The organism is Streptomyces sp. Xyl84 (assembly GCF_059731885.1).
On the sequence record NZ_AP029183.1, the window covers coordinates 313,565 to 339,911 of the forward strand.

General features: G+C 72.7%; 22 protein-coding genes and 2 pseudogenes. 10 read left to right on the top strand and 14 right to left on the bottom strand.

All coding sequences use genetic code 11. The annotated features are described in order from the left end of the window. Positions 1-111: 111 nt before the first annotated feature. Positions 112-768, top strand: coding sequence for a maleylpyruvate isomerase N-terminal domain-containing protein (locus AC6I72_RS33125; RefSeq protein WP_498005150.1), 657 nt, complete (start codon positions 112-114; stop codon positions 766-768). Positions 769-874: 106 nt separating this feature from the next. On the opposite strand, the gene AC6I72_RS33130 is transcribed toward AC6I72_RS33125, so the two are convergent. Then, positions 875-2,203, bottom strand: coding sequence for an amidohydrolase family protein (locus tag AC6I72_RS33130; protein WP_498006420.1), 1,329 nt, complete (start codon positions 2,201-2,203; stop codon positions 875-877). 908 nt (positions 2,204-3,111) lie between these two features. Here AC6I72_RS33130 and AC6I72_RS33135 point away from each other — a divergent pair. Continuing rightward, complete coding sequence (locus AC6I72_RS33135; RefSeq protein ID WP_498005151.1) at positions 3,112-4,173, top strand: GntR family transcriptional regulator; 1,062 nt, start codon at positions 3,112-3,114, stop codon at positions 4,171-4,173. 134 nt (positions 4,174-4,307) lie between these two features. Then, on the top strand, positions 4,308-5,765 hold the full coding sequence (locus AC6I72_RS33140; RefSeq protein ID WP_498005152.1) for an MFS transporter: 1,458 nt from the start codon (positions 4,308-4,310) through the stop codon (positions 5,763-5,765). A gap of 153 nt (positions 5,766-5,918) precedes the next feature. Here the strand turns inward: AC6I72_RS33140 and AC6I72_RS33145 are convergent, their stop codons facing one another. Beyond that, positions 5,919-6,050, bottom strand: a complete 132-nt coding sequence (locus AC6I72_RS33145) for a hypothetical protein (protein WP_498005153.1) — start codon at positions 6,048-6,050, stop codon at positions 5,919-5,921. A gap of 293 nt (positions 6,051-6,343) precedes the next feature. Here AC6I72_RS33145 and AC6I72_RS33150 point away from each other — a divergent pair, with 293 nt between their 5' ends. Together AC6I72_RS33150 and AC6I72_RS33155 are read left to right on the top strand one after the other, a co-directional pair. Continuing rightward, on the top strand, positions 6,344-6,532 hold the full coding sequence (locus tag AC6I72_RS33150) for a hypothetical protein (RefSeq protein WP_498006422.1): 189 nt from the start codon (positions 6,344-6,346) through the stop codon (positions 6,530-6,532). Beyond that, positions 6,487-6,582 (top strand): annotated as a pseudogene (locus AC6I72_RS33155) (MBL fold metallo-hydrolase); the annotation flags it as partial. The gene AC6I72_RS33150 and the pseudogene AC6I72_RS33155, both read left to right, overlap by 46 nt. Before the next feature lie 105 nt (positions 6,583-6,687). On the opposite strand, the gene AC6I72_RS33160 reads toward AC6I72_RS33155, so the two are convergent. Together AC6I72_RS33160 and AC6I72_RS33165 are read right to left on the bottom strand one after the other, a co-directional pair. Continuing rightward, positions 6,688-7,383 (bottom strand): restriction endonuclease, encoded by a 696-nt coding sequence (locus tag AC6I72_RS33160; RefSeq protein WP_498005154.1) that lies wholly within the window; start codon positions 7,381-7,383, stop codon positions 6,688-6,690. Positions 7,384-7,705: 322 nt separating this feature from the next. Next, positions 7,706-8,620: a LysR family transcriptional regulator gene (locus tag AC6I72_RS33165; RefSeq protein ID WP_498005155.1), complete on the bottom strand. Its 915-nt coding sequence runs from the start codon at positions 8,618-8,620 to the stop codon at positions 7,706-7,708. Between the two features lie 211 nt (positions 8,621-8,831). On the opposite strand from AC6I72_RS33165, the gene AC6I72_RS33170 reads away from it, so the two are divergent. The 3 genes from AC6I72_RS33170 to AC6I72_RS33180 all read left to right on the top strand — a co-directional run bounded on the left by AC6I72_RS33170 (position 8,832) and on the right by AC6I72_RS33180 (position 11,746). Then, complete coding sequence (locus AC6I72_RS33170) at positions 8,832-9,911, top strand: 3-hydroxyacyl-CoA dehydrogenase NAD-binding domain-containing protein (RefSeq protein ID WP_498005156.1); 1,080 nt, start codon at positions 8,832-8,834, stop codon at positions 9,909-9,911. Then, a complete protein-coding gene (locus tag AC6I72_RS33175; RefSeq protein ID WP_498005157.1) occupies positions 9,857-10,768 on the top strand; it encodes an SMP-30/gluconolactonase/LRE family protein in 912 nt (303 codons plus the stop codon). The genes AC6I72_RS33170 and AC6I72_RS33175 overlap by 55 nt, the downstream gene beginning before the upstream one ends. 108 nt (positions 10,769-10,876) lie before the next feature. After that, on the top strand, positions 10,877-11,746 hold the full coding sequence (locus AC6I72_RS33180) for a 3-hydroxyacyl-CoA dehydrogenase family protein (RefSeq protein WP_498005158.1): 870 nt from the start codon (positions 10,877-10,879) through the stop codon (positions 11,744-11,746). Between the two features lie 193 nt (positions 11,747-11,939). Here the strand turns inward: AC6I72_RS33180 and AC6I72_RS33185 are convergent, their stop codons facing one another. From AC6I72_RS33185 to AC6I72_RS33205, 5 genes are read right to left on the bottom strand one after another with little or no spacing between them, the layout of a single operon-like run. Further along, entirely contained in the window at positions 11,940-13,604 is a 1,665-nt protein-coding gene (locus AC6I72_RS33185) for a ricin-type beta-trefoil lectin domain protein (RefSeq protein ID WP_498005159.1), read from the bottom strand. Positions 13,605-13,659: 55 nt separating this feature from the next. Continuing rightward, complete coding sequence (locus tag AC6I72_RS33190; protein ID WP_498005160.1) at positions 13,660-15,750, bottom strand: glycoside hydrolase family 2 protein; 2,091 nt, start codon at positions 15,748-15,750, stop codon at positions 13,660-13,662. A gap of 56 nt (positions 15,751-15,806) precedes the next feature. Then, positions 15,807-16,766 (bottom strand): carbohydrate ABC transporter permease, encoded by a 960-nt coding sequence (locus tag AC6I72_RS33195; protein WP_498005161.1) that lies wholly within the window; start codon positions 16,764-16,766, stop codon positions 15,807-15,809. A 2-nt stretch (positions 16,767-16,768) separates the two neighbouring features. Beyond that, the gene (locus AC6I72_RS33200) at positions 16,769-17,701 is read right to left on the bottom strand and encodes a carbohydrate ABC transporter permease (RefSeq protein ID WP_498005162.1); all 933 of its coding nucleotides are present in this window, start codon (positions 17,699-17,701) and stop codon (positions 16,769-16,771) included. Beyond that, positions 17,698-19,059, bottom strand: a complete 1,362-nt coding sequence (locus AC6I72_RS33205; protein ID WP_498005163.1) for an ABC transporter substrate-binding protein — start codon at positions 19,057-19,059, stop codon at positions 17,698-17,700. Before AC6I72_RS33205 ends, AC6I72_RS33200 begins: the two co-directional genes overlap by 4 nt. Before the next feature lie 277 nt (positions 19,060-19,336). Here AC6I72_RS33205 and AC6I72_RS33210 point away from each other — a divergent pair, with 277 nt between their 5' ends. Next, on the top strand, positions 19,337-20,362 hold the full coding sequence (locus AC6I72_RS33210; protein WP_498006423.1) for a LacI family DNA-binding transcriptional regulator: 1,026 nt from the start codon (positions 19,337-19,339) through the stop codon (positions 20,360-20,362). A gap of 297 nt (positions 20,363-20,659) precedes the next feature. Here the strand turns inward: AC6I72_RS33210 and AC6I72_RS33215 are convergent, their stop codons facing one another. Next, positions 20,660-21,367, bottom strand: a complete 708-nt coding sequence (locus tag AC6I72_RS33215; protein ID WP_498005164.1) for a CBM20 domain-containing protein — start codon at positions 21,365-21,367, stop codon at positions 20,660-20,662. Positions 21,368-21,959: 592 nt separating this feature from the next. Then, positions 21,960-23,108, bottom strand: coding sequence for an FAD-dependent monooxygenase (locus AC6I72_RS33220; RefSeq protein ID WP_498005165.1), 1,149 nt, complete (start codon positions 23,106-23,108; stop codon positions 21,960-21,962). Between the two features lie 68 nt (positions 23,109-23,176). Between AC6I72_RS33220 and AC6I72_RS33225 the strand changes: the two genes are divergently transcribed. Beyond that, positions 23,177-23,524, top strand: coding sequence for a TetR family transcriptional regulator (locus AC6I72_RS33225; protein WP_498006425.1), 348 nt, complete (start codon positions 23,177-23,179; stop codon positions 23,522-23,524). Positions 23,525-23,541: 17 nt separating this feature from the next. Here AC6I72_RS33225 and AC6I72_RS33230 read toward each other — a convergent pair. The 3 genes and pseudogenes from AC6I72_RS33230 to AC6I72_RS33240 all read right to left on the bottom strand — a co-directional run. Then, a pseudogene (locus AC6I72_RS33230) lies at positions 23,542-23,637 on the bottom strand (TetR/AcrR family transcriptional regulator C-terminal domain-containing protein); the annotation flags it as partial. 219 nt (positions 23,638-23,856) lie between these two features. Beyond that, positions 23,857-24,534, bottom strand: a complete 678-nt coding sequence (locus AC6I72_RS33235) for a GAP family protein (RefSeq protein WP_498005166.1) — start codon at positions 24,532-24,534, stop codon at positions 23,857-23,859. A 516-nt stretch (positions 24,535-25,050) separates the two neighbouring features. After that, positions 25,051-26,214, bottom strand: a complete 1,164-nt coding sequence (locus AC6I72_RS33240) for a LacI family DNA-binding transcriptional regulator (RefSeq protein WP_498005167.1) — start codon at positions 26,212-26,214, stop codon at positions 25,051-25,053. Positions 26,215-26,347 lie beyond the last annotated feature (133 nt).

Consider the following 26,347-nt stretch of genomic DNA (forward strand, 5'->3'; position numbering starts at 1 on the left):
GCGTGATCGCCGCCGTGATGCCCGCCAGGCCGAGAGCGAAGGCCGCTTCCTTCCAGCCGCCCTGGTCGTGGAGCCCGCAGTGATTCCTTCCCGTCACGGTACGGTCCTGCCATGTTCCGATCAGCTGAGATGGACCCCTCTCAGTCCGCCGTCACCGCGGACGACCTCGACCTTGCCGTGCGCCTCGCCGTGGCGGTCCTCCGCAAGGCGTCCCCAGCGGCGTGGAACGGGAAGGCGGGTTCGCTGGAATGGGACTGCTGGGAAACCGTCGAGCACCTCAGCGACGACCTCTTCGCCTACGCCGTGCAACTGGGCCCCGGCACCCCGCCGCTGGACGGCGAGGTGCCCTTCCTGTGGGAGAGCCGGCGGCCCGGCGGTCCCGCGAACGCGATTCACGCGGACCGTGCGGCGGGACCCGCCGGCCTGTTGCAGGTGCTGGAGGCCAGCGGCGCCCTGCTGGTCGCCATGGTGCGCACGACTCCCCCGCAGACTCGCGCCTACCACGTCTTCGGTGTCTCCGACGCCGAGGGTTTCGCCGCGATGGGGATCGTGGAGACCCTGGTGCACACGCATGATCTGGCCCAAGGGCTCGGGCTTGACTGGAACCCGCCCGCCGATCTGTGCTCCCGGGTGCTCGCCCGGCTGTTTCCGGATGCCCCACGCACTACGGACCCCTGGCCCACCCTGTTGTGGGCCACCGGACGCGCCGAACTGCCCGGGCGCCCTCGTCCCATCACCTGGCGCTGGGACGGCACACCCCGTGCATAGGGGCGCGGCCGTCTTCTGTCCTCCGGTGGACGAGAGGTCCGCCGGGCTCTGAGGCTCGGTGAGGGCGGGAGCGGCGGCCGGATCGGTCACCGGGCGGCGTGGCCGGTCAGGAGCGGGGGCGGCCCGGGTGGCGGGCGGAGCCGTCCGGGTCCGGGTCCACGCGTTGGACGCGGGCACGCCGTACGACCTCCGGTCCCACCTCCGCGGCCTTGCGGACCAGCGCGGGCCCGTCCCAGTCGGTGGGCCAGCCGTGCCACAGCCGGAGCCTGCCGTCCACGAAGACCGCGGTGATCTGGTCGCGGCCGGCCAGCCGGACCAGTTCCCACGACAGGTCGTAGGACGGGGTGAGTTCGGGCACCCGGAGGTCGACGAGGAGGAAGTCGGCGGCCTTGCCGACGGCGATCTCACCCGTCACCTTGCCGAGCCCGAGCGCGTCCGCGCCGAGGGCGGTGGCGTGGGCGAGCCACACGCTGCCGGCGCCGCACGCGGAGTCACCGGTCGTCAGGCCGTGGGTCAGGCGCTGGGCGCTCTCCGCGGCGTCGACCAGGCGGAAGCCGTCGCCGCGGGTGCCGTCGGTGCCGGTGCCGAAGCGGATGCCCAGGGCCTGCCACATCAGGGCGTGTGCGACGGCGTTGCCCTTCCAGGCGCTGGCCACCGGGTTGTAGCTGACCGCGGCGCCGGTGTCGGCGAGCATGCGCATCTCGTCGGGGGTGAGCAGGGTGGCGTGGGCGCCGAGCGTCTGCGTGTTGAGGGCGCCGATGTGGTGCAGGTAAGAGACCGGGCGGCGGCCCACGCTCTTGAGCGAGCGTTCCACGGCGGCCAGGTGCTCGTTGACGTGGACCTGGAAGACCGCGCCGGCGTCCGCGCACAGGTCGGCGGTCTTCTTCAGCACCTCGGCGGTGGCGTCCTCGGGGACGGGTATCGCGAGCGAGGGGTGGATCAGCCGGGAGCCGTGGAAGCGCTCCAGGTGTTCCTCGCCGCCCTTGCCGTCGGAGACGACCTTGGACAGCACGCAGCGCAGCCCGGCCTCCTCGGCTGCCTGGGCGACGACGCCCACGTCGACGGGCGCGCGGGTGCCGGCGTCGGCGGCGGTGGTGAACCCGCCGCGCAGCGCCTCCAGGGCAGCGAGTTTCGCCGAGAGGTGGGCGGTCTCCTCGTCCAGGGCGTGTTCCAGCGGCTCCCAGACGGTCTTGAAGATCTCCGACGGCTGTCCGAACGCCTGGGCCTTGCCGAAGCTCTGCGTCAGGTGGTGGTGGGCGTCCACGAAGCCCGGCATCAGCAGGTGGCCCGTCAGCCGCACGACGCGGGAGTCGCGGTGCGCGTCGGTGAGCCGGCGGACCGGTCCGACAGCCCGGAAGGTGCCGCCCTGGACGAGCACCGCGCGGTCCCTGACCGGCCCTTCGGCCAGCAGGACGACGTCGGGTACGAGCAGCAGCCGCTCGGCACGGAAGTCCTCCGGTCCGGGCGTACCGTGGCCGCCGCCGTGAGCGCCGTGAGCCTCCTGGCCGGGGCGTGCGGCGGCAGCCGCCGGGGCGGACCCGCCGGCGCCCAGCAGGCCGCCGGCACCGGCCAGTCCGGCCCCGACGACGAAGCCGCGGCGCCCCACGCCGCGGGTCCCGCCGTCCTCGCGGGCCGCTCCCGGCCGCACGCCCTGCCCCGCGTCGGCCCGTCCGCCGGTGCCGTGTCTGTCGTCCTCGCCCACCGCCTCGTCCCTCGGCTGCGACGACCCGTCCTGCGACGCCTGCTGCACCACCGCACGCTCCTTCGTGTCCGCACAGGGAGACCCGGCCGCGCGGGGCGACCGAGCCGGAGGCGCCGACCCTAAGCGAGCCCGCCAGGCGGAACAAGAGTTTCGACAGACGGAACAAGAGGACGGCCTCCGGGTCGGGAGGCCGCCCGGCTCCTCATGCCGGTGCCGTCGCGGCGACGAGGTGGCGCAACGGGCCAGGCCCTCCTGCCGCGCCGCACGTCACGGGCGTCAGCGCAGGTCAGGAGGGGTGGCGTAACGTGCCGGAAACATGGGCGCCCTAGCTTGGGCGGAACCACACAGGGCATGGCAGGCCGAACACGGTCCGTCCCGGCCGGCCCCGTGGACGGCGTACGGGCACGGTCCCTGACGGCCGTACCGGTGGACGGCGTACGGGCACGGTCCGTGGTGCCCTGCCGTGACGACCGGCCCGATTGGTGGCGGCTGCTCCGAGGCGCGCGGGCCCGTCGCGGTCACCGCCGCGCGTGGCGTCCGGCTGCCGCCCTCAGCGACCGCCGAGGCGCGCCGGGCCCGCGCGTACGCCCGTCCACGTCCGTCCCCGCCCGTCCCCGCCCCCCACGCGTTGCGGAGGTCCCATGAACGCCTCGCCCACCGAGCCCGCACCCCCGGGCGCCGACCCGGGTCCGGGTGGAGCGTGTGCGCGGGGTCCGGCACCGGAGAGCCGGCGGCGGACCCGGGCGGACCGGGCCCGGCAGGTCGCCGACGTGCTCCGGCGTCAGATCGCCTCCGGGGCGTTCGCCTCGGGCATGCTGCCGGACGAGCGGGTGCTGATCGCCGACTTCGCGGTGTCGCGCAACACCGTCCGCGAGGCGCTGGGCATGCTGCGCGCCGAGGGCGTGGTCGAGCGGCGCCAGGGGGTGGGCACCGTGATCGTGCGGCGGCCCTACGAGCACACGCTGGAGCGGCTGACCGGCCTGGCCGAGACACTGCGCGCGCACGGCGAGGTGACCAACCAGGTGCGGGTCGCGGACCTGGTGCGCCCGCCCGGTGAGGCGGCGCGCAAGCTGCACGTGCCCGACGGCGGGCAGGTGGTCTACATCGAACGGCTTCGGCTGCTGGACGGTGTGCCGCTGTCCCTCGACCTGACCTACCTGGCCGCGGACATCGGGCTGCCGCTGCTCGCCGCCGACCTGGCCGGACGGGACCTCTTCGGCCTCATCGAGCAGACCACCGGCGGCCGGCTCGGCTCGGCGAGTGTCACCGTGCACGCGGTGGGCGGTGACCCGCACACGTGCGCGCTGCTGGACATCCCGGCCGGCTCGGCGCTGTTCACCGTGGAACGGCTGACCAGACTGCCCGACGGGCGCCCGGTGGACCTGGAGTTCCTGCGCATCCGCGGCGACCGGCTGGCGTTCCGCGCCGAACTCGTCCGCGCCGCCCCGGCCCTCCCGGCTCCCCACACCGGTCCGGAACCGCACGCCGGCCCGGACCGCCACACCGACCCTGCACCGCCCACCGGACCTGCCCCGCGCACCGGACCTGCCCCGCGCACCGGCCCTGCACCGTATGCCGGTCCGACCCCGGACACCGGCCCCGGCGCGCACGCCGGTCCAGACTCACACGCCGGTCCAGACGCGCACGCCGGTCCGGACCCCCGGGACGACGACGGCGTACGGCGGACAGGAGGCGGACGGTGAACTCCGGTCCCGGGACCACAGGCAGGGCGGCACCCGGGCCGGCCGGGACCGCGTGGGCGGGCAGGGCGGGGTCCGCGTCCGGTACCCGGGACGACCCCGGTGCCCAGGGTCCCGGACCGCTGACCGTCGCCGTGATGTGTCTGTGCGTCACCTTGGTGGTGGGCATGGTCTCCGCCGTGAACCTCGCCGTCCCCGCGCTGTCGCGCAGCGCGCTGCGCCCGTCGGCCGAGTCGGTGATGTGGGTCGTCGACGGCTACGTGGTGTTCTTCGCCTGCCTGCTCGTCCCGGGCGGCGCGCTCGCCGACCGGCTCGGCCGCAAGCTGGTCCTGGCCACGGGCATGGGCCTGTTCACCGCGGGATGCGTGCTGTGTGCCGTGGCGCCGGGCATCGGCGCGGTGATCGCGGGCCGGATGGTCAGCGGTGTGGGCGCCGCCGCGGTGCTGCCGACGACGCTGGCCCTGATGGTGGACGGCGCCCCGGCGTGCCGCCGGCCGCGGCTGGTGGCGGTGTGGGCGTCGATGACGGGTCTGGCGGCCGTGCTGGGCAACGTGGGCGGCGGCGCGGCGCTCCAGACCGGCTCGTGGCGGGCGGTGTTCTGGTGCGTGGTGCCGCTGTCGCTGGCGGCACTCGTCCTGGTGGTGGCCCTCTCCCCGGCTCCGCCGCGGCACGACCGGCCGGTGTCGGTGGTGTCGGCGGGCCTGCTGACGGCGGGATTCCTCGCGCTGCTGTCGGGCATCGTCTCCGGCCCGCAGGCGGGCTGGGGCGGCGCGCGGGTGCTGGGCGGCTTCGGTGCCGCGGCGGTGCTGCTGGCGGCCTGGGCCTTCTGGGAGCTGCGACGTGAGCATCCGATGCTGGACCCGCGGCTGTTCACCGTGCCGGTGGTGCGGGCGGGGGCGGTCGGGATGGCACTGGCGTTCGTCGGGATGTTCGGCCTGTTCTACGTCAACGGGCAGTACCTCCAGTACGCCAAGGGCTGCTCGCCGCTGGGCGCGGGCGTGCGGCTGCTGCCGATGGCGGGTGCGCTGCTGCTCGCACCGCGCTGGGCGGTGGCTGTGGAGCGGCGTACCGGCCCACGGGTGACGCTCGGGTTCGGGCTGGCGGTGCTGGCGGCCGGTCTGGGCACCGTCTCGCTGGTCGGTCCGGGCACCCCGTACGCCCTGTACGCGTTCGGGGCGACGCTCACCGCGGCCGGGTGCGGCCTGGCCACGCCGCTGCTGTCGCACGGCATGATGTCCGCGCTGCCGGCGCACCGGGCCGGAGTGGGCTCGGGGTTGCAGAGCCTCGCGCGGGAGCTGGGCAGCGCACTCGGAGTGGCGGTCGGCGGCAGTGTGGTGACCGGGGTGTTCACCTCCGGCCTCCCGGAGCCGCTGCGCGGGCCCGGCGCGCCGACGACCGTCCCCGCCGCCGAACAGCGCCTGGCCGCCCAGGGTCTGACCTCGCCCGGCCTGCGGCACGCCGTCGTCACGGACTTCACCACTTCCCTCGACACCGCGATGCGCGTGCTGGCCGTCCTGGTGGTGGCGGTCGGCGCCCTGGTGGTCGCCTGGTACCCGCGCCGCGAGCCCCGGGCCGCGGGCGGAGACGGCGCGTGAAGGGAGGAGCCGGGCCCGCGTTCACGGAAACCGGCAGGACGGTCACGAGGCGGACTGTGCGGATGTGCGCTTCCTACGGCCCCGCCGCCTGGCCTGTTCCCCGCGGTCCGGGTCCGGACGCGGGTCCGGACCCGCGCCGCCACGACGACACGCTCAGGCAGGGCCCGGTGTTCCCGGTCCGTCATCGGCGTCCGACAGCCAGGCCGCGGCGGCCGTGAGGAACTGGCGTACGCCGGCGGCGACGGCGTGGCGGTCGGAGGGCGCGTAGCGCGGGGAGTGGTTCATGACGGTGCCCGGCGGCAGGGAGCCGCCCCCCAGCGCGGCGCCGTCCTCGTCGGTGAAGGCCGCGGGGTCGGCGCCGCCGAAGTGGAACAGGACGGACGGTCAGCCGGCGGCGGTGCCGAACCGTCCGGAGTCCTCGCCGGCCGGCAACGGGGTGGCCAGGACGTGGGTCGGCGAGCCCGCGCGCTCCAGGGCCGTCAGCAGCCGCTCGGTGGCGGCCGGGCCGTTGACCGTCAGGAGGAACGGCCCGTCAGTTCATGGGCTTGATCCAGGAGTTCCTCGTCTGGCCGAGGGTGATGGCCTTCGAGGCGGAGATGGCCCTCCAGCCCTCGGCGGACGTGGTGATCGAGGAGGCCGTACGCATCGTCGCTGTCGGGGATGATGAAGCGGGCGGTACGGACAGGGTCGGCAACGTGGAGATCACCCGCGTCGTCGAGTGGTCCGCGCGGCCGGGGTCGCGCCCGAGGACGTCGACGTCGTCGTGAACACCCATATCCGCTACGAGCACGTCGGCTGGAACACCGGCCGCCGAGATCGGGCAGGACGGTGACGCCTTCATCATCACCGCATGGGCCGGCTTCCCGCGCGGCTGATCCCGGCGGGCCGGCACGTGTCCTCCATGGAGCGGCACCTGACGCCGTCACGGTCGGGCGGAGGGGCGCCGTCCGGTGCCGCCGCCGCTTCCGTTCAGCGGGATCAAGGTCTCCAGACGAGCGCCCTTGACCCAGGAGCCCAGCAGGTCGCGGTGCAGGGCCACGATGTCCTGGCGCAGTGCGAGGCCCAGCGCGGCTTTCGTGAAGGTGCGGCAGGTGGTGACGAACAGGGCGACGTCGGCGCCGTGTTCGAGGCGGGCGGTGCCGACGAACTTCTGCATGTCCTGCGAGGACACGCTCCGGTGCGGCGCGTACTTCTTGCACTGGACGACCAGTTTGCGGCCGTCGGCCAGGTAGCCGACGACGTCCGCGCCCAGGTCGCCGCTCCTGCCGCTGACGACGACCCTCGTGCAGCCGTCCCGCCGGCACAGCTCGGCGACGTACCTCTCGAACTCCTGCCACGACAACGCGTCGACCTCGGCCATCGACCATTCCCGTGCCCTGGCCTCCTCCTGGGCCCGCCACGCCCGGTCCTGGCCGACCGCCAGGCGGTGCGCCCGCAGCAGCGCCCATGCGGTCCCGCCCACCGCGGCCGCGACGAGCACGGCCACCAGGACGGGCCACACCGCCGACCAGTGTCCGGCCGCCCACACCGCGGCAACCACGGCCACCACCGCACCAACGCCCCGCAGTTGCCTGTGCGTCCGCTTCTTCAAGCGCCGGCGTCGTCGACGTGCCGCCATCACTCCCCCGCTCCGCGGACCCGTGGCCCGCACTCCGTCCGACCCTTGCGTGTGCGGGGGCTCGTGGCAGCGCTTCCACGTCGATGGTCAGCAACCGTCCCGACCTCCCCCACGACCGGCCGTCACCCTGCCGGGGCGGCGGCGCGCCGTCCCGGCCTTCCTGTGTAGCCGGGCCGCGGCGATGGTGGAGGCGGGTGGCCGATGAATGGCACGAACCCGTCGGACCTGGCCGAATGCCGTGCGAAGGCGGTCACTTGCGGGCCCCGCGAGCGCAGGCGTGCTCCTCGGCATGTCCCGCTGTGATCAGGCCTCGTCACTGAGGTCAGTGTGTCCGGAGCTGGGCGTTGCGGGCCACCGCGAGGAGGCGGATCACCGCCGGGTCGGCGTCGGGGCGGTGGAGGGCGTGCACCGCCGTGTCGAGGTGCCCGGAGCGCCCGCGCAGGGGTACCAGGCGTACCCCGGCGAAGGCGAGGTGACGCAGGCCTTCGGGGGCGAGGCTGACGCAGAGGCCCGCGCCCACGTAGCTGAACAGGCCGCTGAGGTCGTCGGCGACGGCCACCGCGCGGGGGGTGAATCCGGCTTCGCGGCAGGCGACGTGGACCTGCTCGGCCAGCGCCGGAAGCGCGGTCGGGTCGGGCAGGACGAAGTCCTCGTCCGCGAGCTGCGCGAGGTCGATCCCGTCCGCCTCGGCCAGCCGGTGACCGTCGGGCAGGGCGGCGCCGATCCGCTCGGTGGCGATGACGGTACTGACGAGGTCGCCGGTGAGCCGGGCCGGGTCGCGGACGAATCCGAGGTCCAGGGTCCCGCCGCGGACCTGGTCGACCACGCCGGCCGAGGAGTCGTGCTGCAGGTGGACGCGGAGTTCGGGCAGGTGGGCTGCCGCGGCCTGCAGCATGGCGGGGAGGTAGAGGTAGCTCAGCAGGCTCACGTATCCGACCCGCACCTCCCCCCTGACGCCTGACGCCACGCGGCGGGCGCGGGCGACGGCCGCGGTCTGCAGGTCGAGCAGGCGCTGTGCGTCGGTGGCGAATCCCTCGCCGGCCGCGGTCAGCCGGACACCGCCGGGGCCCCGGTCCAGAAGGCGCGCCCCGACCGTGCGTTCCAGCCGCTGGATGGACTGGCTGAGCGGTGGCTGGCTCATGCCGAGCCGTTCGGCGGCCCTGCCGAAGTGTTTCTCCTGAGCGACCACGAGGAACTGTTCGAGGAGCCGGCGCGACAGGCTGATATCACTGGGCATATCACTCACTAGACAATCATATATTGGACAGACCCGACGTATCGGGTGTCCACTGGGTACCGGAACCGCCCGCCGGAGTGCGCGGCACTGAGCGCCACCGTTCAGTCCGGCCCGCTCACCTCTCTCCGCTCCCGTCCCCTCGTCGCGAGGGGCAGGTCGCCGGGCCGGGCCCGTACCAGCTCTTCTCCGCCCTTTCTCCGAGGTGATTCACATGGCGGTCGTGACGATCGTCGGCGCCGGTGTCATCGGTGTCTCCTGGGCCCGTCTGTTCGACGAGGCCGGCTGGGAGGTACGCATCACCGACCCGCGGCCCGACCTGCACGAACTGGTGCAGCGGGAGCTTCCGGGCCGCCCGGTGACCGTGACCGCCGACCTGGCCGCCGCCGCGCGCGGAGCGGACTTCGTGCAGGAGGCCGGGCCGGAACGGGTCGAGGTCAAGGAGGAGATGTTCGCGGCCCTGGCCGCGCACACACGGGACGACGTGGTGCTGGCCTCCTCCTCTTCGTCCCTGCTGCCCTCGGTCATCGCCCGGGGCAACCCGGCGGCCGGCCGGATCGTCATCGGGCACCCGTTCAATCCGCCGGAACTCATGCCGCTGGTGGAGGTGGTGCCCGGACCGCGGACGACCGCGGGAACGGTCGAGCGGGCACTGGAGGTGTACCGCGGTCTCGGCAAGCTGCCGATCCGGCTGAACAAGGAGATCCCCGGCTTCGTCGGCAACCGCCTGCAGAAGGTCTTCAACGACCAGGCGGTCCATCTCGTGCAGCAGGGTGTGATCGGCGTCCGGGAACTCGACCACCTCGTCCGTGCCTCGCTCGGACTGCGCTGGGCGGTGACGGGACCGTTCGAGAGCGGATCCCTGGGCGGCGGCCCCGCCGGCATGCGCCACCTGGTCGAGCACGTCGGCTCGCAGATGACCTTCGAGACCGGCACCCCGGACCCGGCCCGCCTGGGCGAGGTCCTCGACGCCGTCGAAGAGGCCTACGGCACCGGGGAAGCGGCCTACGGACGCCTCGCGGACCGGCGGGACGACCGCACCCGTTCCGTCCTCGGGCCGCTGGGCTGGCAAGACCCCGCGCCCCGGGACGGCAAGACGCAAGGGCGAGCGCGCCGCAGCGCAGAGGACCGCCCCGGTGCGGAGACACCCGCGCCGGAGCCGGAAAGACCGTGCCCACGCCCCTTCCACCTTCCGGGGCGAGGCCACGCCACCGAGGGAAGAGAGCAAGGACAGCCATCATGCCGAAAACACTGCTCGCGCTGCAGATCCTGCCGGGGAAGGTGCTGCGGGTGAGTCTTCCGGACGGCCGGGTGGACACCCTCCTGGAGGACGCCGGTCCCGCCCCGGACGGCATCGCCGCGGACTCGGCCGCCGTCTACTGGACGACGATGGGCACTCCCGTGGCCGATCCCCGCGTTCCCGGCGAAGCCGGCCAGGACTTCTCCCGCCCCGACGGCGGCGTCCACGCCCTGAGCCCGGACGGCGGGCAACGACGCGACCTGGTGCCGCCCGGGGCGATGACCACGGGCAAGCAGCTGACCACCGACGGGGCCGGCACCCTGTACTGGGGCGACCGCGAGGGACGCCGCGTCAGCCGGGTCCGGGCCGACGGCACCGGCCTGACCGACCTCGTGGTCAATCCTCCCGAGGACGGGATCATGGGCGAGTGTGTCGGCGTGGCGGTCGACCCCGCACGAGGGCACCTGTACTGGACGCAGAAGGGGCCCGCCAAGGGCGGCAGGGGCCGGATCCTCCGCGCCGGGCTGGACATCCCCGCCGGGCAGACCGCCGCGGACCGCACGGACATCGAAGTGCTGTGGAGCGACCTGCCCGAGCCCATCGACCTGCACCTGCACGGCGACCGGCTGTACTGGACCGACCGCGGAGCCCCGCCCGCCGGAAACACACTCAACCGTGCACCCCTGCCGCCCGCCGGAGCCGCGGGACAGCGCCCCGAGATCCTCGCCGACGGGTTCGAGGAGGCGATCGGCCTCGCCGTCGACGGCGAGGCAGGGATCGCCTACGTCTCCGACCTCCACGGCCACATCCGCGCGGTTCCGCTGCCGGACGGTCCTGCCGCCGGCCAGAAGCCGCGCGACATCGTCCGGCTCCCGTACCCCCTGACCGGGCTGTGCCTGGTGGATCGCTAGACAGCGCTCACGCCGCCGGCACCGGCCGCCCCGCGACGGCGCGAGGCCCCCCGTGGCCGGCCGCGCTCTCCGCACACCGCAACACCCGAGGAAGCACAGGAGACAGACATGGCATTCACCCTCCCCCAGGACATCCGGAACCGGCCGGTCGCCGTCATCGGCGCCGGCACGCTCGGCCGGCGGATCGCCCTCATGTTCGCCACCCGCGGCGGCCTCGTACGGATCTACGACAGGTCCCCGGAGTCGAGCGAGGCGGCGCGGGCCTACGTCGAGGAGCACGTGAGCGAGATCGCGGCCGGACTCGACGGCGGAGAGCCGGGCCGGGTCGCGGTCACCGACGACCTGACCGAAGCCCTGCTGGACGCCTGGCTGGTCGTGGAGGCGGTACCGGAACGCCTCGCTCTGAAGCAGGAGATCTTCGGGGAACTGGACCGGGCGGCCCGGCCCGACACCATCCTGGCCAGCAACTCCTCGTCGTACGCGACCGGTGAGTTCATCGACAAGGTCGCGCACCCCGAGCGGGTGCTGAACATGCACTTCTACATGCCGCCGCAGCAGAACGCGGTCGACCTCATGTCCGACGGACACACCGACCCGGGGATCGTCGACCTGCTCCGGCGCGAACTCCCGCGCTTCGGCATCTTCCCGTTCGTGGCGCGCAAGGAGTCCACCGGCTTCATCTTCAACCGCGTCTGGGCCGCCATCAAGCGCGAGGCGCTCGCGGTCGTGGCCGAGGGGGTCTCCACACCCCAGGACGTGGACGAGATGTGGAAGATCAACACGGGCCTCGGGGCCGGCCCCTTCAGGATGATGGACCAGGTCGGCCTCGACGTCGTCCTGGACATCGAGAACCACTACGCGCAGGAACGCCCCCACCTGCCCTCGGGGCCCAGGGAACTGCTGAAGAAGTACGTCGACGCGGGACACCTGGGCGTCAAGTCGGGCCAGGGCTTCTACACCTACGACGCCCCGCGGTGACGCCGCGGCCGGCTCGGCCGCGCAACGGTCTGGTACCCCCGGCGCCGGCCCAGCACATCCCGGTGCCGGTCCAGCACCCCCCGTTCTCCGGAGCCCGCCACGGATCCCTCTCCTTCTCCGGATCCGTGCGGCTCTCCCCGGGACGTGCTGGACCGGCCGGCCGGCGTCCTGGCCGCGGCCGTCGAGTGACCTGCTACGCGGGCAGGTTCCACTTCTGGGTGCCGAGCCCGTTGCAGTCGTAGATCTGCAGCTTCGTGCCGTTGGCGGTGCCGCCGGACGGGATGTCCAGGCAGCGGCCGGACTGCGGGTTCAGCAGCGAGCCGTCGGACTGGTGGCGCCACTGCTGGCCGCCGACACCGGGGGCGCAGTCCCACAGCTGCACCTTGCTGAAGTTGGCGGTGGCGTTGGCGTCGATGTCCAGGCACTTGCCGAACGCGCGCAGGGTGCCGTCAGGGGCGACGGACCAGCGCTGGCCGGTGGCCGTGTTGCAGTCCCACAGCTGGGCGGCCTTGCCGTTGCCGTTGGTGTTGGTGTCGACGTCGAGGCACTTGCCCGCCGTCCACGGCGTCGTGACCTGCCCCACCGGGCCGCCGAGCGCACCGGTGCCGAAGCGGACCTGGCACTGGTTGCCGGTGCCGAGCCAGGTGGCGCTGAGGTAGAGGAAGGACGTGCCGTCGGCGCCCGGGACGATCGGGGAGCTGTAGCCCGGGCAGGACGGTTCACCGCTGTTGTAGCCGCCGGTCGGTGCGGTCAGCACCGGGGCCTCGACCTCGGTCCACTCCCCCGCGCCCAGGCGGGTGTTGGCGAACACCACGGTGCCCGACTCGGCCATCACGGCCTTGTTCCCGGTGGGTCCGGTGACGACGCGCTGCCCGGACAGGAGGAGGGTGCCCTGCGGTCCGCCGCCCGGGGTCCAGGCCAGGTAGGGGGTGTGCAGCAGTTCCCGCCCGTCGGCGGTCCGCACCAGGGTTCCCGGGTTGTCGGCGGGCGCCCAGTTCAGGCCGTCGGGGCTGGTCTTGGTGTACACCTCGCAGGCGTGGTCGGCGTCGGTGGCGTCCCGGCACATCTCGTACGCCATCATGAACGTCCCGTTCGGCAGCGGGACGACGACGGACATGCCGGGGCGGGCGAGGTTGTCGGCGGGGAAGGCGACGTCCTGGGTGAGGGTGCCGCTCCAGGTGCGTCCGCCGTCGGTGGACGTGTAGTGCCCGATGACCTGGTTGTTGGTCGGGCTGCCCGCGGGCCGCTCGTCGGAGATGAAGCAGGCCAGCGTGTTGTTCGGGGCGAGCAGGAACCAGGGCTCCCAGATGCCGTGCCCGATGGTGTTCGGCAGGCCGCTGGTGCGGGTGCAGTCGGACAGGTACTGCCAGCTCTGGCCGTGGTCGGTGCTCTTGAAGACCTCGATCTTCTGCGTGGTGTAGTCGCCGGCCTTCCAGGCGGTGCCGGCGGCGAGCAGGTCGCCCTGGTTCAGGCCGTTCGCGGTGCGCGGTACCTCGTAGAGGACGGGCGCCTCGATGTCCCATCCGGCGGTGTGCGAGGTGATCGTGGAGATGGGCGCCGCGCTCCAGGTGCGGCCGCCGTCGGTGCTGCGGTGGACCGGCAGCACGTTGACGGAGCCCTGGTTGCGCCCGGCGTAGGTGGCCAGCATGGTCCGGCCGGACGAGCCGTCGTGGTCGAGGCGGACGGCGCGCGGGTAGCTGTCGTCGCCCTGCGGGTGTGCCGCCAGGTCCGGGGAGGCCAGTACCTGGCCGGCGGGGGCGGCCGAGGCGGGCTGCGCCCACAGGGACAGCAGCGCCCCGAGCAGGGCGAGGACGCCGAGCAGGGCGGGTGATCTGCGTCCGGGTGACTGCGTACGCACGGATCGACTCCTTTCAGTGGTGCCGGATGGTGTGGGTGGTGCCGGATGGTCCCGGTCAGCCGTGTGTTCCGGCGGCCGGGTCGTCGCCGATGTGCGGTTCGGTGCGGGTGTCCACGTCGACGGCGGTGCGGGCGGCCACGGTGCCGTCCACGACCAGCGCCAGGTGCAGCCGGCCGCTGGTCCAGCCCTCGGGCAGGGTGGCGGGCACGGTGACGGGTGCGCCGAGGACGTACGGTTTCGCCTCCGCGCGGCAGCCGGGCACGGCGTCGCCCGGCTCCTGGGGGGCCGGTGCGTACACCGGCGTCCAGGCGGTGTGCACGGCGCCCTCGACCGGGTCGCTCCCGTGGTGGGAGACGCGCAGGTCCACCGTGAAGTCGGGCACGGCGGTGAGCAGGTCGCGGCCCGGTGCGACCGGGGTGACGTCCAGGACGAGCGTGGTCGGCGCGTTGACGTGCGCGGGGTCGACGCCGGCCAGGTCCTTGGCGGCGCGCTGGAAGTCCCACAGGCCCGCGCTCTCGTGCTCGATGTCGTACAGCTCCGTGTAGACGTAGCCCGCGAGCCGGTCGTGGCGGCGCAGTTCCTGGGTCTGCCAGCGCAGGTGCCAGGCGCGCTCCAGGCCGGTGAAGCCGCCGCCGTACTCGCTGTTGAGGTTGGGCAGGCCGCGCAGCGGCTGGGTGGGGACGGCGAGCTTCTTGTGGACGACGTGGTCGGGGCCGAGCTTGACGGGAAAGTCGTCGCGCGCGCCGGAGAGCAGGTCGGCGACGGTGGTGGCCCAGGAGGCGGCGCTCTCGTCGTAGTAGTGCCAGTCGAGCAGGTCCGTCCTGACGTGGGTCCAGCCGGAGTTGTCGACGACCGGCCGGGTCGGGTCGAGGGCCTTGAGCCGGTCGTAGGCGTCGGCGGTGGCCCGCTGCTTGGCCGGGTCGCCGGGGATGTCCCAGTCCAGGCCCCATTCCTCGTTGTACAGGCCCCAGATGACGACGGCGGGGCTGTTGCCGTCGCGTTCGACCATCGGCTCGATCTGCTCGGCGAACGCGGTGACGGAGGCCGGTGAGAAGCGTCCCGCGGAGGCGGGTTCGGCCCACACGAGCATGCCGAGGGTGTCGGCGTGGTGGACGAAGCGGGGGTCCTCCAGCTTGAGGTGCTTGCGTACGAGGTTGTAGCCGGCCTCGGCGGCGAGCCGGAGGTCGTCGCGCAGTGCCGAGTCGTCGGGGGCGGTGATGCCGGTGCGCGGCCAGTAGCCCTGGTCGAGGACGCCCCGCAGGAAGAGCCTGCGCCCGTTGAGGTACAGGTTCTCGCCGTCGACGGTGATGGTGCGCAGGCCGGTGTAGGAGGCGACCCGGTCGGTGCCGTCCGCGGAGGTCAGTTCGGCGTCGACGTGGTAGAGGTGCGGGTCCTCGGGTGACCACAGGCGGGGTGCGGCGAGCGGGAGTTCGGTGCGGATCAGCCCGTCGGGGCCGGCGGTGGCCGTGACGGCGGCGGCCTCGCCGCGCACGCGCAGTTCCAGCGACGCCCCGTCGGCGGCCGGGCCGTGCACGGCGGCCTCGACGCTGATGCCGGTCAGGTCGTGGTTCGGGCGCAGCCGCAGGGAGGCGAGGTGGGTGGCGGGGCGGGCCTCCAGCCAGACGCTCTGCCAGATGCCGGAGGACGGGGTGAAGCAGACGCCGTCGTAGTCGGTGCGGGGCATGCTGCGCTGCTTGCCGTGGGCGATGTCCCGCTTGTCGGCAGGGGCGTGGACGCGCACGGTGAGCAGTTGTTCGCCGTCGACGAGGGCGTCGCTCACGTCGGCGGAGAACGGGGTGTAGCCGCCCTCGTGACGGGCGACCTCGGTGCCGTTCACCCAGACCGTGGCCTCGTGGTGGACGGCGCCGAAGTGCAGCACGACGCGCCGGCCGGCCCAGTCGGCCGGCACGGTGAACGTGCGCCGGTACCAGGCGGTGGGCAGCCAGTGCGCCTCGATGCCCGAGGCGGGGGTCTCCCAGGCGAAGGGCACGGTGATCCGCTGGTCGTAGCCGTCGCCCGAGCCGGCGTCGTGCCGTGCGTCGGGGTCGGCGCGGAAGTCCCAGGTGCCGTTGAGCCCGAGCCAGGCGTGGGATCGGTCGAAGTGGGGGCGGGGGTACTCGGGGCGGGGGGTGCCGGCGGTGGGCATGGGGTGGGTGGCTCCGATCGGTGCGCGGGTTCGGGGAGCGGGGGACGGCGAGGCGGTCAGCCCTTGACGCTGCCCGCGAGGATCCCGTTGATGAAGTGGCGTTGCAGCAGGACGAAGACCACGAGCACGGGCAGCATCGCGATGCTGCCGGCGGCGAGGAGTTCGCCCCAGACGGTCGCGAAGTCGGCGCCGACGCGGTTGCCGGTGACGTTCTGCGCGAGGGTGGACAGGACGACCTGGAGCGTCTGGTGCCGCTCGTCGTTGACGGCGACGACCGGCCACACGAAGTCGTTGTAGATGTTCATGGCGGTGAGCACGCCGAGGGCGGCGATGCCGGGCCGGATGACGGGCACCACGATCCTGGCGAAGATGCCGAACTCGCTCGCGCCGTCGACGCGTCCGGCGTCCAGGAGTTCGTCGGGGACCGCGGCGATGGTCTGCCGCATCCAGAAGATGCTGAAGGCGTCGATGCTGCCGGGCAGGATGAGCGCCTGGTAGGTGTTGACCCAGCCGAGCTGGCTCATCTCCAGCAGCAGCGGGATGATCAGCACCAGCGTAGGCAGCATGAGCGTGAGCATGAGCACGCCGAAGAGCAGGTCCTTGCCGGGGAAGCGGTACTTGGCGAAGGCGTAGCCGGCCAGCGGGCAGAAGAACATCGTCATGGCGCCCTTGACGGCCACGACCAGCACGGTGTTGAGGAAGCCGGTGCCGATGGGCACGTCGGCGAACATGGCCCGGTAGTTGTCGAGGGTCAGGGAGCCGAGGGAGAAGTGCAGCGGGTCGCTGACGATCTCGGCCGGCGGCTTCAGCGAGGAGCTGACGGCCCAGAAGATGGGGTAGACGAACACCACGGCCAGGACGCCGAGGACGACGTACTGGAAGGCGCTGGGCCGTGGCCGGGAAAGGCTCTTGCGCGGCTCGCGCCCGGCGTCGTCGCCGTTCTTGGCGTTCTGGGCGTTCCGGTCGTTCCCGGGTTTCCCGCTCCGGCCGGTCGCGGTCACTGTCTGGCTGGTCATGGTCACTCGTCCCGGGAGCGCAGGAGACGCACGGACAGCAGGGACAGGGCGAACACCAGCAGCACCAGCAGGAAGGAGTTCGCGGCGCCGGTCCCGAGGTCGGACGTCGTGATGTGGTTGTAGAGGTACAGGCCGCCGGTCGTGGTCGAGCCGTACGGTCCGCCCTGGGTGACCACGTGGGGCTCGGCGAACATCTGGAACACGGCGAGGGTCTGCACCACGACGAGGAAGGCGATGCTGCGCCGCACCAGGGGCAGGGTCAGCGACCAGAACTGCCGGGTGCGGGAGGCGCCGTCGAGGGCGGCGGCCTCGTACACGTCGGAGGGCACGGCCTGGAGCCCGGCGAGCAGGATGATGATCGCGAAGCCGGTGGTCTTCCACAGGAACAGCAGGGCGAGCGTCGGTTTGGCCCAGGCGGTGGACTGGAGCCAGTCGACGTCGGGCAGGCCCACCAGGCCCAGCAGGTGGTTGACCAGGCCGTAGTCCTTGTCGAAGGCCACGATCCAGACCTGGGCCATGGCCACCAGCGGGGTGACGAACGGCGCGATGAACGCGACCCGGAACATGCCGCGCAGCCGCAGCCTGGCGTTGGCCAGCAGCACCGCGGCGGCCAGACCGCCGACGATCTGCACGGGCACGATCAGCAGCCACATCACCGCGCTGTTGCCCAGTGAGGACCAGAACTCCTCGCTGGTGAGCAGGTAGGTGTAGTTCTCCAGCCCGATGAAGCGCGCCGCGCCCGCGCCCTTCCAGTCGGTGAAGCTCAACTGGAGCGCGAAGACGAGCGGGTAGAGGCCGAAGGCGGCGAAGACGACGTAGAACGGCGCGACGAACAGGTAGGGCGCCAGGAAGGGCCTGCGGCGGGTGGGGCCGGGGCGCGGCGGTGCCGTGGCCCGCCGCTCCCGGCGGGCCGGGGTGAGGATCGTCGGCGTCATGCGCGGTCCACCAGGTTGCGCTGGATCTTCTTCGTGGAGTCGTCGATGACGTCGTCAGGTGTCATCCTGCCCTCCATGAGCCGCTGGAGGTTGTCGCCGAGGTAGTCGACCGACTTGTTCCACCAGGCCGGGATGGGCGCGGCGGCCGGGATGGTGGCGGCGGCGTCCACGGCGACCTTCCACAGGTCCTGGCCGCCGAGCGCGGCCACCGGCTTGATCAGCGGCTTGTCGGGCCGCAGGGCGGGTGTGTAGCTGGGCACGGAGGTGGTCAGTCCGCCGGGGTAGATGTCGCTGGGGCCGTAGACCGCGCTGTAGCCGGGCTCCTTGAAGCACAGGAACTCGTAGAGCAGCCAGGCGAGTTCGGGGTTCTTGGCCTTGGCCGGGATGATGAAGCTGCTGCCGCCCATGGCGCCGCTGCGCGCCCCGCCCGGCGTCCAGGCCGGCAGGGGGGCGGCGCGCCACTTGCCCTTGGTCTTCTTCAGCAGCTGCTGCGGCGCGAAGGACCACCACACCGCCCAGGGGACCAGGGCCTGCTGCCCGTTCTCCAGGGCGGCGAGGTCGGCCTGCTTGAGGTATTCGGCGTGGGTGACCAGGTCGTCGTCGACGGCGTCCCGGATCCAGTTGAGGATGGTGCGGTACTCCTTGGAGTCGAGGCGCACCTTGCCGTGCGCGTCGGCGAGGCTGGTGCCCTGCTGGCCCGCGAGCATCTCCAGCCACAACTGGCCGAGGAAGGGGTCCTTCTCCATGTGCAGCGGGCGGGCGGCGGGGTTCTTCTCCCTCAGCGAGCGGGCCGCGGTCAGCAGGTCGGCGTAGGTCTTCAGGCCCGCCGGGTCGACACCCGCGTCCTCCAGCAGGTCCTCGCGGTACCAGAGCAGGCCGGGGTCGAGGTCCCAGGGCACGCCGTAGATGCGGCCGTCGACGGTGTTGACGGAGAGTTTGTACGCCGAGGTCTTGTCGCGGTAGGGGGCGATCAGATCCGTGAGATCGAACAGGTGCTCCGCCTGGCTGCCGATCTTGGCGTCGTCCCAGAAGCTGCCGTCCGGCACGTCGGTGCCGCTGATCAGGGTGTTGGCGAGCTTGTTGTCGATGTCGACGGCCTGGTGGTTCACCTTGACGCCGGGGTACGCCTTGCGGAAGGCGTCGATGGCCGATTCGAAGACCTTGAAGAGGTCGCCCGAGCGGTTCCAGATGGTGATCTCGCCCTTGGTCGAGGCGCTGGGCGTACCGGTGAGTTTGCGCGGTGCGGACGCCGAGGAGCCGGGGGCGCAGGCCGCGAGGGGGCCTGCGGCGACGGCGAGCGCGCCGGCGCCGAGGGCACCGCGCAGGACGCTGCGGCGCGGGACGGACGGTCTGGACATGAGGTCGGCTCCTGGTGTCGGAAGTGCGGGAACGCGGTCGCGGGGGGCCGGCCGGGCCGGGGCGCGTGCGCGGTGGAGGGGAGGGCGCGCAGGCGTCATCGGCACGGCAGCCCGCGGTCACCGCCAACTGCTCTGCAACGATGCAGAGATGATGCTTCGCTTATTGCAACGATGCAATACCTGAGTAACATCAACCTGCGTCAGCGGTGGTCCGCACCGGCGCCGACCAGCGATACTGCCGAGGGAAGAGCCCGTGAGGGCTGTGAGGGGGAACTGGATGGCCGGCTCCACGCTCCGCGACGTCGCCCGACGCGCCGGGGTCTCGATCCGCACCGTGTCCAACGTGGTCAACGGCTCGGTGCCCGTCTCCGACGAACTGCGCACCCGGGTGCAGGCGGCGCTGGACGAACTCGACTACCGGCCGAACCTGGTGGCCCGCAACCTGCGCCGGGGCCGGAGTGGGATGATCGCCCTCGTCGTACCGGAACTCGACGTGCCGTACTTCGCGGAGCTGGCCCGGGAGGTCATCACCGCCGCCCGCGCCCACGGGTACGTGGTCATGCTCGACCAGACCGACGGCGACGGACAGCGCGAACGGGAGCTGCTGGGCCGGGAGTCACGCGCCACGATGTTCGACGGTGTGCTGCTGAGCCCGCTGGCCATCTCGGCGGAGGAACTGCGCAGCCGCACCAACCGGGTGCCGCTCGTCCTGCTCGGCGAGCACATCTTCAACGGCAGTTTCCACCATGTGGCGATCGACAACATCGCCGCGGCCCGGGAGGCGACGGAGCACCTGCTCGGCCTCGGCCGGCGGCGCGTCGCGGCCATCGGCGACCAGCCGTACAGCACCGGCGAGACGGCGCAGTTGCGTACGATCGGGTACCGCCAGGCGCTGGAGCGGGCCGGGCTGACGGTCGACGAGGAGCTGATCGTCCCCACACAGCGCTTCCACCGCCGTCTCGGCGCGCAGGCCGTGGAGCGCCTGCTCGCCCTGTCCGAGCCGCCCGACGCGGTGTTCTGCTACAACGACCTGCTGGCCATCGGGGCGATGAACGCCCTGACGCGCGCGGGCGTGCGGGTGCCCGACGACATCGCCGTCGTCGGCGTCGACGGCATCCAGGAGGGCCAGTACAGCTCGCCCTCCCTGACGACGATCGCCCCGGACAAGACGCACATCGCCCGCAGTGCCGTCGGCACGCTGCTGGGCATCATCGACGGCTCGGCCCCTCCGCCCGCCGACACCAGGGCGCCGCACCGGCTGCTGGTGCGGGAGAGCACCGTCGGGGCGGGCGGGCGGAGTTGAGCCGCTGAGGCGGGGGCGGGGCCGGAGCGCTCCGGGCCCGTTCCGCGAAAGGCGCGGCACCCGGGGAGAGAGTGTGACGCCGGGTGTGACGCCCTCGTCAGCGCCCTCGTCATTGCGCCCTCGTGAAGCGCCTTCGTCATGGCACCCTCGTGAAACGCCCCCGTGAAGTCCTCCTGACCGATGCTCGGGTGACGGAACGTCAGTCGGCCGGACCGCCCTGCCCGGAAGGCGGGGGGATACTGAGGTGCCGGGTCCGAGGGGTATCTGTCCCATACCCCTCGGCCCGGTGCCGCCGTGTCAGCGCCAGGTGTCGTCGAGCGTCAGAGTGCCGGCGGACGGGGTGACGACGGTGCGGTTGTCACCGTTCTCCCAGGTGATGGAGCCGTCGGGGTTCTTCTTCAGGTACTTGTACTGCACGGCGGTGCCGGGCGGCAGCTGGTGGGTGCCGGACCACAGCGGGTAGGCAGCGGAGTCGGTGGTCAGGGGGAGGGCCCGGGCCGGGTCCCAGGCGCCGAGGTCGGGCACGTTGCCGCAGACGTAGAGACTCTGGCCCCAGGTGGTGGTGGCGGTGGCGTGGAAGACGGTGGGCACCGGACTGACGTTCCAGCGGTCGTCGTTGCCCGGCACGTCCGGGGCGGCGGTCCGGGTGCGGTTGGGGATGCTTTCCCAGGTCACGGTGCCGGCGGGGGAACGCTTGAGGTACTTGTACTGCACCGTGGCGCCGGCGGGCAGCTGGACGCTGGTCGACCAGTGCGGGTAGGCGCTGGGGGTGGTGCCGAGGGGGACTGCCTTGGCGGGGTCCCAGGCGCCCAGCTCAGGAGCGCTGCCGGAGAGCAGGAGGGTCTCGCCCTCCATGACGGCCTGCACGCTGAAAGTGACGGAGACGTTCTCCGTCGTGGCTGCCCGGGCGTGGGGGGCCGTACCGGCGAGAAGTCCGGCGAGGAGCACGCCGAGCATGAGCACCGACCGCCAGGCGGCCGGAACCCGAGTACGTATCGAGAGCATGACATCCCTTCCGACGAAGGAGGAGGCGGCGGACGCCGCCGCGGGCGGAGACGGGTCACTGCCCGCCGTCCGCGCACATCCCAACACAAGTTGGAGTCAGGAAGTCACAGAAAGTGCTGCACGCGTTCGAGAAGGGATGTGATTCGGCCGCACAACGCCCATTCCGCCGAGGACTTCCTCAAAGACCTGAACGAAAGCGGGAGTCGGGGACGGATCGCCTCGCCAACCGGTAGGGCCGGGCCCGCAGGCTCTCGGCAAGGACTCTCCGACGCCGTCCCCCGGTCACCTCCAGGCCGCGCCCCCGCCCCCGCGGGCGCGTTCAGTCGTTGCGCAAGATGACGCAAAACTTTTCATGTCAGGGCGGGCAAGTGGCATACCGACCGGCGGTCTTCTCGGTGCACGCCCGTCAGATACCGGGGCATCTTCCCGCCGAAGTGCAGAAGAGTCCGGCAGAAATTTTCTGAAATTCCTTGCATCGAGGGGGACCAGTCACGCCGGGACGCGCACCTTGGCATCGCCCGACCGCTGCGGCGCCGGTCGGACGCAGGGCGGCGCCGCAGCATGCCGTTGTGTTCCGCGGCCGACCCGGCACTCACCCGGCGCTGCCCGGTGCCGGGTCCCGGGGGAGCTGCCAGCTGCCGCCCCGGTCCTGCCTCGAGAAGCGCGCGAGGAGGTCGGGGACGCGCAGGCGGCAGGCGAGCGCGGCGGCGGCCTGGAAGGCGTCGATCGCGCGCCGGGTCATCGGCAGGGCCAGGCGCAGGAGGCGCGGGCTGACGTGGTCCTGGATCTCGTCGACGAAGGGCCTCAGCACGGTGTCGTAGTTCGCCAGGGCGGCAGGCAGGTCGTCCGGGTGCCGGTTGATCTCGCCGGCCAGGACGTGTGCGCCGACCAGACCGCCGGAGACGCCCATGCCGCTGTAGGGGGAGGCGCAGTGGGCGGCGTCGCCGGCCAGGACCACGCGACCCTTCGACCAGGTGCCGGTGCGGACCTGGACGACCTCCTGGGAGTAGAAGAACGGGCTCTGTCCCATGCCTTCGATGAAGCGCTCGGTCTGCCACCCGGCGTCGCGGAACCTGTCGGCCCAGAACTCCCGCCGGCGCTCGACGGGCGCGCGGTGGATCGCCGAGGCCTCCGCGGACTCCTCCCGCAGGACGAAGTACGCCTGGGTCTCGGCCGCGTTGTGGCTGCGGCGCATGATCTGGCGCCCGCCCGGGACCATGTAGGTGTCCCGGACGTTGCTGTCGGACGCGATGCGCGGGACGAACGAGTAGGCCATGTGGATGCCGAGGCGCCGGTAGGGGTCGGACCCCCGCGGGAGCAGCGCTCGCCGGATGCGCGATCCTTGCCCGTCCGCGCCGATCAGGAGGTCGAACTCGCCGCTGGTCCCGTCGGAGAAGTGCGCGACGACCTTGTGCGCGTCCTGCTCGAAGCCGTCCACGCTCTTGCCGAAGACGTACTCGGTGGCGTCGCTCGTCGCGTCGTGCAGGAGCCGCACCAGGTCGCCGCGCATGATCTCGTACTCGGACGTGAGGGTCTGCCGTCCCCGCCCCGAGGTGTTGGCCATGATCGTCGCCCTGGCCCTGCCGGAGGCGTCGACGAAGGCGACGCCCGCCTCGTCCACGCGCGCGGCGCGGACGGCGTCGAGGAGTCCCATCCGCCGGACGGCCTCGATGCCCTGGCCCCGCAGGTCGACCTGAGCGCCGGTGGCCCGCAGCGCGGGGAAGCGTTCGACGACGGTCACCCGGTGGCCGCCCCGCGTGAGCCAGAAGGCCAGGGCGCACCCTGCTGAGGCACCGGGACGGCGCCCGGCTGCACGCCGGCAGCACCCCCGGCGACGACCTCGACCGGATCCGCCGCAAGATGGAGTTCCTCGTCGCCTCCGGCGTGCCCGAGCGGGACGCGCAGATGGCCATGCTGGCCGCCAGCCGCTTCACGGTCGGCAGCGTCCTGGAGGAGCAGGCGGACACCGGTGCCGGGGACGCCGCGGAGCCACCGGCCGGCATGCCGGTGATCGATCGCCTGAAGCTGCGCGTGTTCTCCAGGAACCACTGGCGCCAGTCGTCGCCGGGCGCCGGCAGCGGTTCGGCCGCGAGGGGCGCCATGGCTGCCTGCGCCATGGCGGCCAGGAGGTCCTTCCTGGTCCGGAAGTGCCAGTAGAGCGACGGCCGCTCCACACCCAGCCGCTGCGCCAGCCGCCGCGTACTGACGGCGTCCAGCCCGACCTCGTCGAGCAGGCCGAGCGCCTCGGCGACCACGGTCTCACGGTTCATCTTCGTCACGTTGACAACGAGTCGGCGTTCGAGGCGGGCCTCGCCCTCATCCTGAACGGCCTCGTGCACTGAGGCCCTGCCCGCCCGGATCCGCAGGTCCGGGGGATGCTCTGCTCGGCTGGGCGAGCGGGCGGTGACGGCTGGCGCCGGTCATCGGGAGCACATGCCGCGGCGGCTCACGTGTGTCATCGGAGCGCCCCGCGACGCGTCGTGACTCTGTCAGGAGGTGAGGATCGAGATGCCGTCTCCGAGCAGCTTCAGTCCGAGGACGAAGAAGAGGACGGCCATCACGGCGACATTGTGCTGAGCTGCCCAGTCCTTCCAGTTTCCGAGCGTCGTCCTGGCCCGCTCTCCCCCGAGGAGGAAGACGCCGAGCGGAACCAGCAGGCCGAGCGTGGCGATCACGACGAAGATCGCCAGGGATGCGATCTGCTGCCCGACCGCCAGCCCGGCCGAGCCGATCGCGGCGCCCGCGGCGATGGTCAGCGGGGCGTTCTTGGCGTTGAGCGCGGCCAGGGCCGTGCCCAGTCCGAAAACCTTGACCGGTGTGAGGCGGTCGATGGCGCCCATCCACTTCGGCAGTTTCGCTTGCGCGGGGTCCTTCGGACGCCGGCGCCACTGCCGGGCGCCGAAGACGACGAGGAACAGACCCAGAGCGAGCTTGAGCGCTCCCACCCAGGTGGCCGGGTGCTTGTGGGCGGAGGCACCCGCGGGGGAGGCGATCGCCAGCATCACCGCGCCCAGTACCGCGAGTCCGAGGATCCAGCCCACGGTGAAGAGGATGCCGTTCAGACGTCCCCGAGGCGTGGCCAGGATGAGGATGACGGCGATGATGGGGAGCGGGCTGACCGCGACGCCGGCCGCGAAACCCAGCACGTCACCGAGGACTGCGCCCATGGTTGCCTCCAGCTGGGCTCAGGGTGGCGATCCGATCGAGCAGGGCACAGCCGACTGACGCCCCGACCGCCTGTGGGAACCGCGGGGGGCTGATGCGACGGCCGCGCCCCGGCTTCACGCCCGCGCGCAAGAAGCTGACCGGGAAGGCGACGAACACGATCCCGCGGTCAGCACACGCGGCCCAGTCCCATCTTCCTGCGCCCGGCTCGATCTGTCCTCGGGAGCGGCTCCGGCACGGCGGTACCGCGTGCGTGAGAGCTGCGGACAAAAGTGGGCCCCGGCGGACGGCGCCCGGCACGCGCCCTCGCCACGTTGCCGGAAGGCCCTGGCAGCTCCGCCACAAGGACCTCCCGGCGCCTTGCGACCGCACGCACCGGACACCGCCCGCTGACCGGCACCCACTTTTGTCCGCAGCTCTCTGAAGAGGCGCCCTCGGGCCGCCGGGGCCGGCGCCGTGGGCACCCGCCGCAGCAGCCCGGCGTCACAGCGGCGCGGCGGACCGGGCCCGTCGGCGTGTCATCCGCCGGGCGCCCGCAGCCGCCGTACCCGGGCGGGCGCGGGGCCGGTGGACTCGCGGGGGACGTAGGTGGCGCGCAGGGTGTGCCTGCGGGGGCGGGCCGTGGAGCCGTTGATGCGGCCCACCAGGATGTCGGCCGCCAGACCGCCCAGTTCCTGCACCGGCTGGCTGACCACGCTCAGCCTCGGCCGGACGAGCGTGGCCCAGTCGGCGTCGTCGAAGCCGATGACGGAGACGTCGCCGGGGATGCGGGCGTCGAGGTCGAGCAGGGCATCGAGGGTCCCGAGCGTGGCCACGTTGTCGGTGGTGAACAGCGCGGTGGGCCGGTCGTGCGCGCTCATCAGCTCCATCACGGCCGAGCGCGCCCAGGCCCGGTCGTACCCGGTGTGGCGGACCAGTTCCGCCCCGCGGGGGATGCCGGCGGCCCGCAGGGCCTGCCGGTAGCCGGTGAGCCGCTCGGTGGTGGTCCAGATGTCCGCACCGGGTGCGAGCCGGCTGGCGTTCTGATCGGGGGACGCCGAGGTGACCACCGCGATGCGGGTGTGTCCCGCGCCGGTGAACCTGGACACCGCGGCCTTGGCGGCACCGCGGTTGTCGACGACGACCGTGTCCAGCGTGGCGCCGCTCAGCGCACGGTCCAGGAGGACCACGGGGATGCCCGCGGCGACCGCCTTGTCGAGGTGCCCGTGATCGGTCGCGGCGGGCGCCACGACCAGGCCGTCCACGCGCCGCTCGATGAACATCTGCACCGCGGCCCGCTCCGTGTCGCCCTTCTCGTCGCTGTTGGCGAGGACGACCTGCAGGCCGGCCTTGGCCGCGACGTCGGTGACCCCGCGCACGGCGCGGGCGAAGTAGGCGTTCTCCACGTCGGCGACGACCACACCCAGGGTGTGGGTACGTCCGCTGATCATGCTCCGGGCCACCGCGTTGGTGCTGTAGCCCAGTTCCGCGGCGGCGGCCAGGACCCGTTCCCTGGTGGCCGCGCTGGAGGAGCCGTATCCGCCCAGGACTCGGGCGGCGGTGGCCTGTCCGACGCCGGCGTGCCGGGCGACGTCGGGGATGGTGACGCGGCGCGGCGGTGGTGGGGGCTGCGGCATGGGCGATCTTTCGTAGGTGACGGGTCGGCGGACGCCGAGGAACCGGCCGATGAAATTCGCTGCCATTCAACCATTGACGGGCTGCGGCCGTCCCTGTGTAAGGTCTGGCCCGTTGGTAACGTTATCAATCCTCACCGGTACCGACACCGCCTGCTTTTTCAGGCCGGGCCCGGCACGGCTGCCCGTGTCCGTCACGAGC

Excerpts from the sequence above, each read along its gene's own strand:
- AC6I72_RS33125 (WP_498005150.1), top strand. The coding sequence starts at position 112 with ATGTTCCGATCAGCTGAGATGGACCCCTCTCAGTCCGCCGTCACCGCG.
- AC6I72_RS33135 (WP_498005151.1), top strand. The coding sequence starts at position 3,112 with ATGAACGCCTCGCCCACCGAGCCCGCACCCCCGGGCGCCGACCCGGGT.
- AC6I72_RS33140 (WP_498005152.1), top strand. The coding sequence starts at position 4,308 with ATGTGTCTGTGCGTCACCTTGGTGGTGGGCATGGTCTCCGCCGTGAAC.
- AC6I72_RS33145 (WP_498005153.1), bottom strand. The coding sequence starts at position 6,050 with ATGAACCACTCCCCGCGCTACGCGCCCTCCGACCGCCACGCCGTCGCC.
- AC6I72_RS33150 (WP_498006422.1), top strand. The coding sequence starts at position 6,344 with ATGGCCTTCGAGGCGGAGATGGCCCTCCAGCCCTCGGCGGACGTGGTG.
- AC6I72_RS33160 (WP_498005154.1), bottom strand. The coding sequence starts at position 7,383 with ATGGCGGCACGTCGACGACGCCGGCGCTTGAAGAAGCGGACGCACAGG.
- AC6I72_RS33165 (WP_498005155.1), bottom strand. The coding sequence starts at position 8,620 with ATGCCCAGTGATATCAGCCTGTCGCGCCGGCTCCTCGAACAGTTCCTC.
- AC6I72_RS33170 (WP_498005156.1), top strand. The coding sequence starts at position 8,832 with ATGGCGGTCGTGACGATCGTCGGCGCCGGTGTCATCGGTGTCTCCTGG.
- AC6I72_RS33175 (WP_498005157.1), top strand. The coding sequence starts at position 9,857 with ATGCCGAAAACACTGCTCGCGCTGCAGATCCTGCCGGGGAAGGTGCTG.
- AC6I72_RS33180 (WP_498005158.1), top strand. The coding sequence starts at position 10,877 with ATGGCATTCACCCTCCCCCAGGACATCCGGAACCGGCCGGTCGCCGTC.
- AC6I72_RS33190 (WP_498005160.1), bottom strand. The coding sequence starts at position 15,750 with ATGCCCACCGCCGGCACCCCCCGCCCCGAGTACCCCCGCCCCCACTTC.
- AC6I72_RS33195 (WP_498005161.1), bottom strand. The coding sequence starts at position 16,766 with ATGACCAGCCAGACAGTGACCGCGACCGGCCGGAGCGGGAAACCCGGG.
- AC6I72_RS33200 (WP_498005162.1), bottom strand. The coding sequence starts at position 17,701 with ATGACGCCGACGATCCTCACCCCGGCCCGCCGGGAGCGGCGGGCCACG.
- AC6I72_RS33205 (WP_498005163.1), bottom strand. The coding sequence starts at position 19,059 with ATGTCCAGACCGTCCGTCCCGCGCCGCAGCGTCCTGCGCGGTGCCCTC.
- AC6I72_RS33210 (WP_498006423.1), top strand. The coding sequence starts at position 19,337 with ATGGCCGGCTCCACGCTCCGCGACGTCGCCCGACGCGCCGGGGTCTCG.
- AC6I72_RS33215 (WP_498005164.1), bottom strand. The coding sequence starts at position 21,367 with ATGCTCTCGATACGTACTCGGGTTCCGGCCGCCTGGCGGTCGGTGCTC.
- AC6I72_RS33235 (WP_498005166.1), bottom strand. The coding sequence starts at position 24,534 with ATGGGCGCAGTCCTCGGTGACGTGCTGGGTTTCGCGGCCGGCGTCGCG.
- AC6I72_RS33240 (WP_498005167.1), bottom strand. The coding sequence starts at position 26,214 with ATGGCAGCGAATTTCATCGGCCGGTTCCTCGGCGTCCGCCGACCCGTC.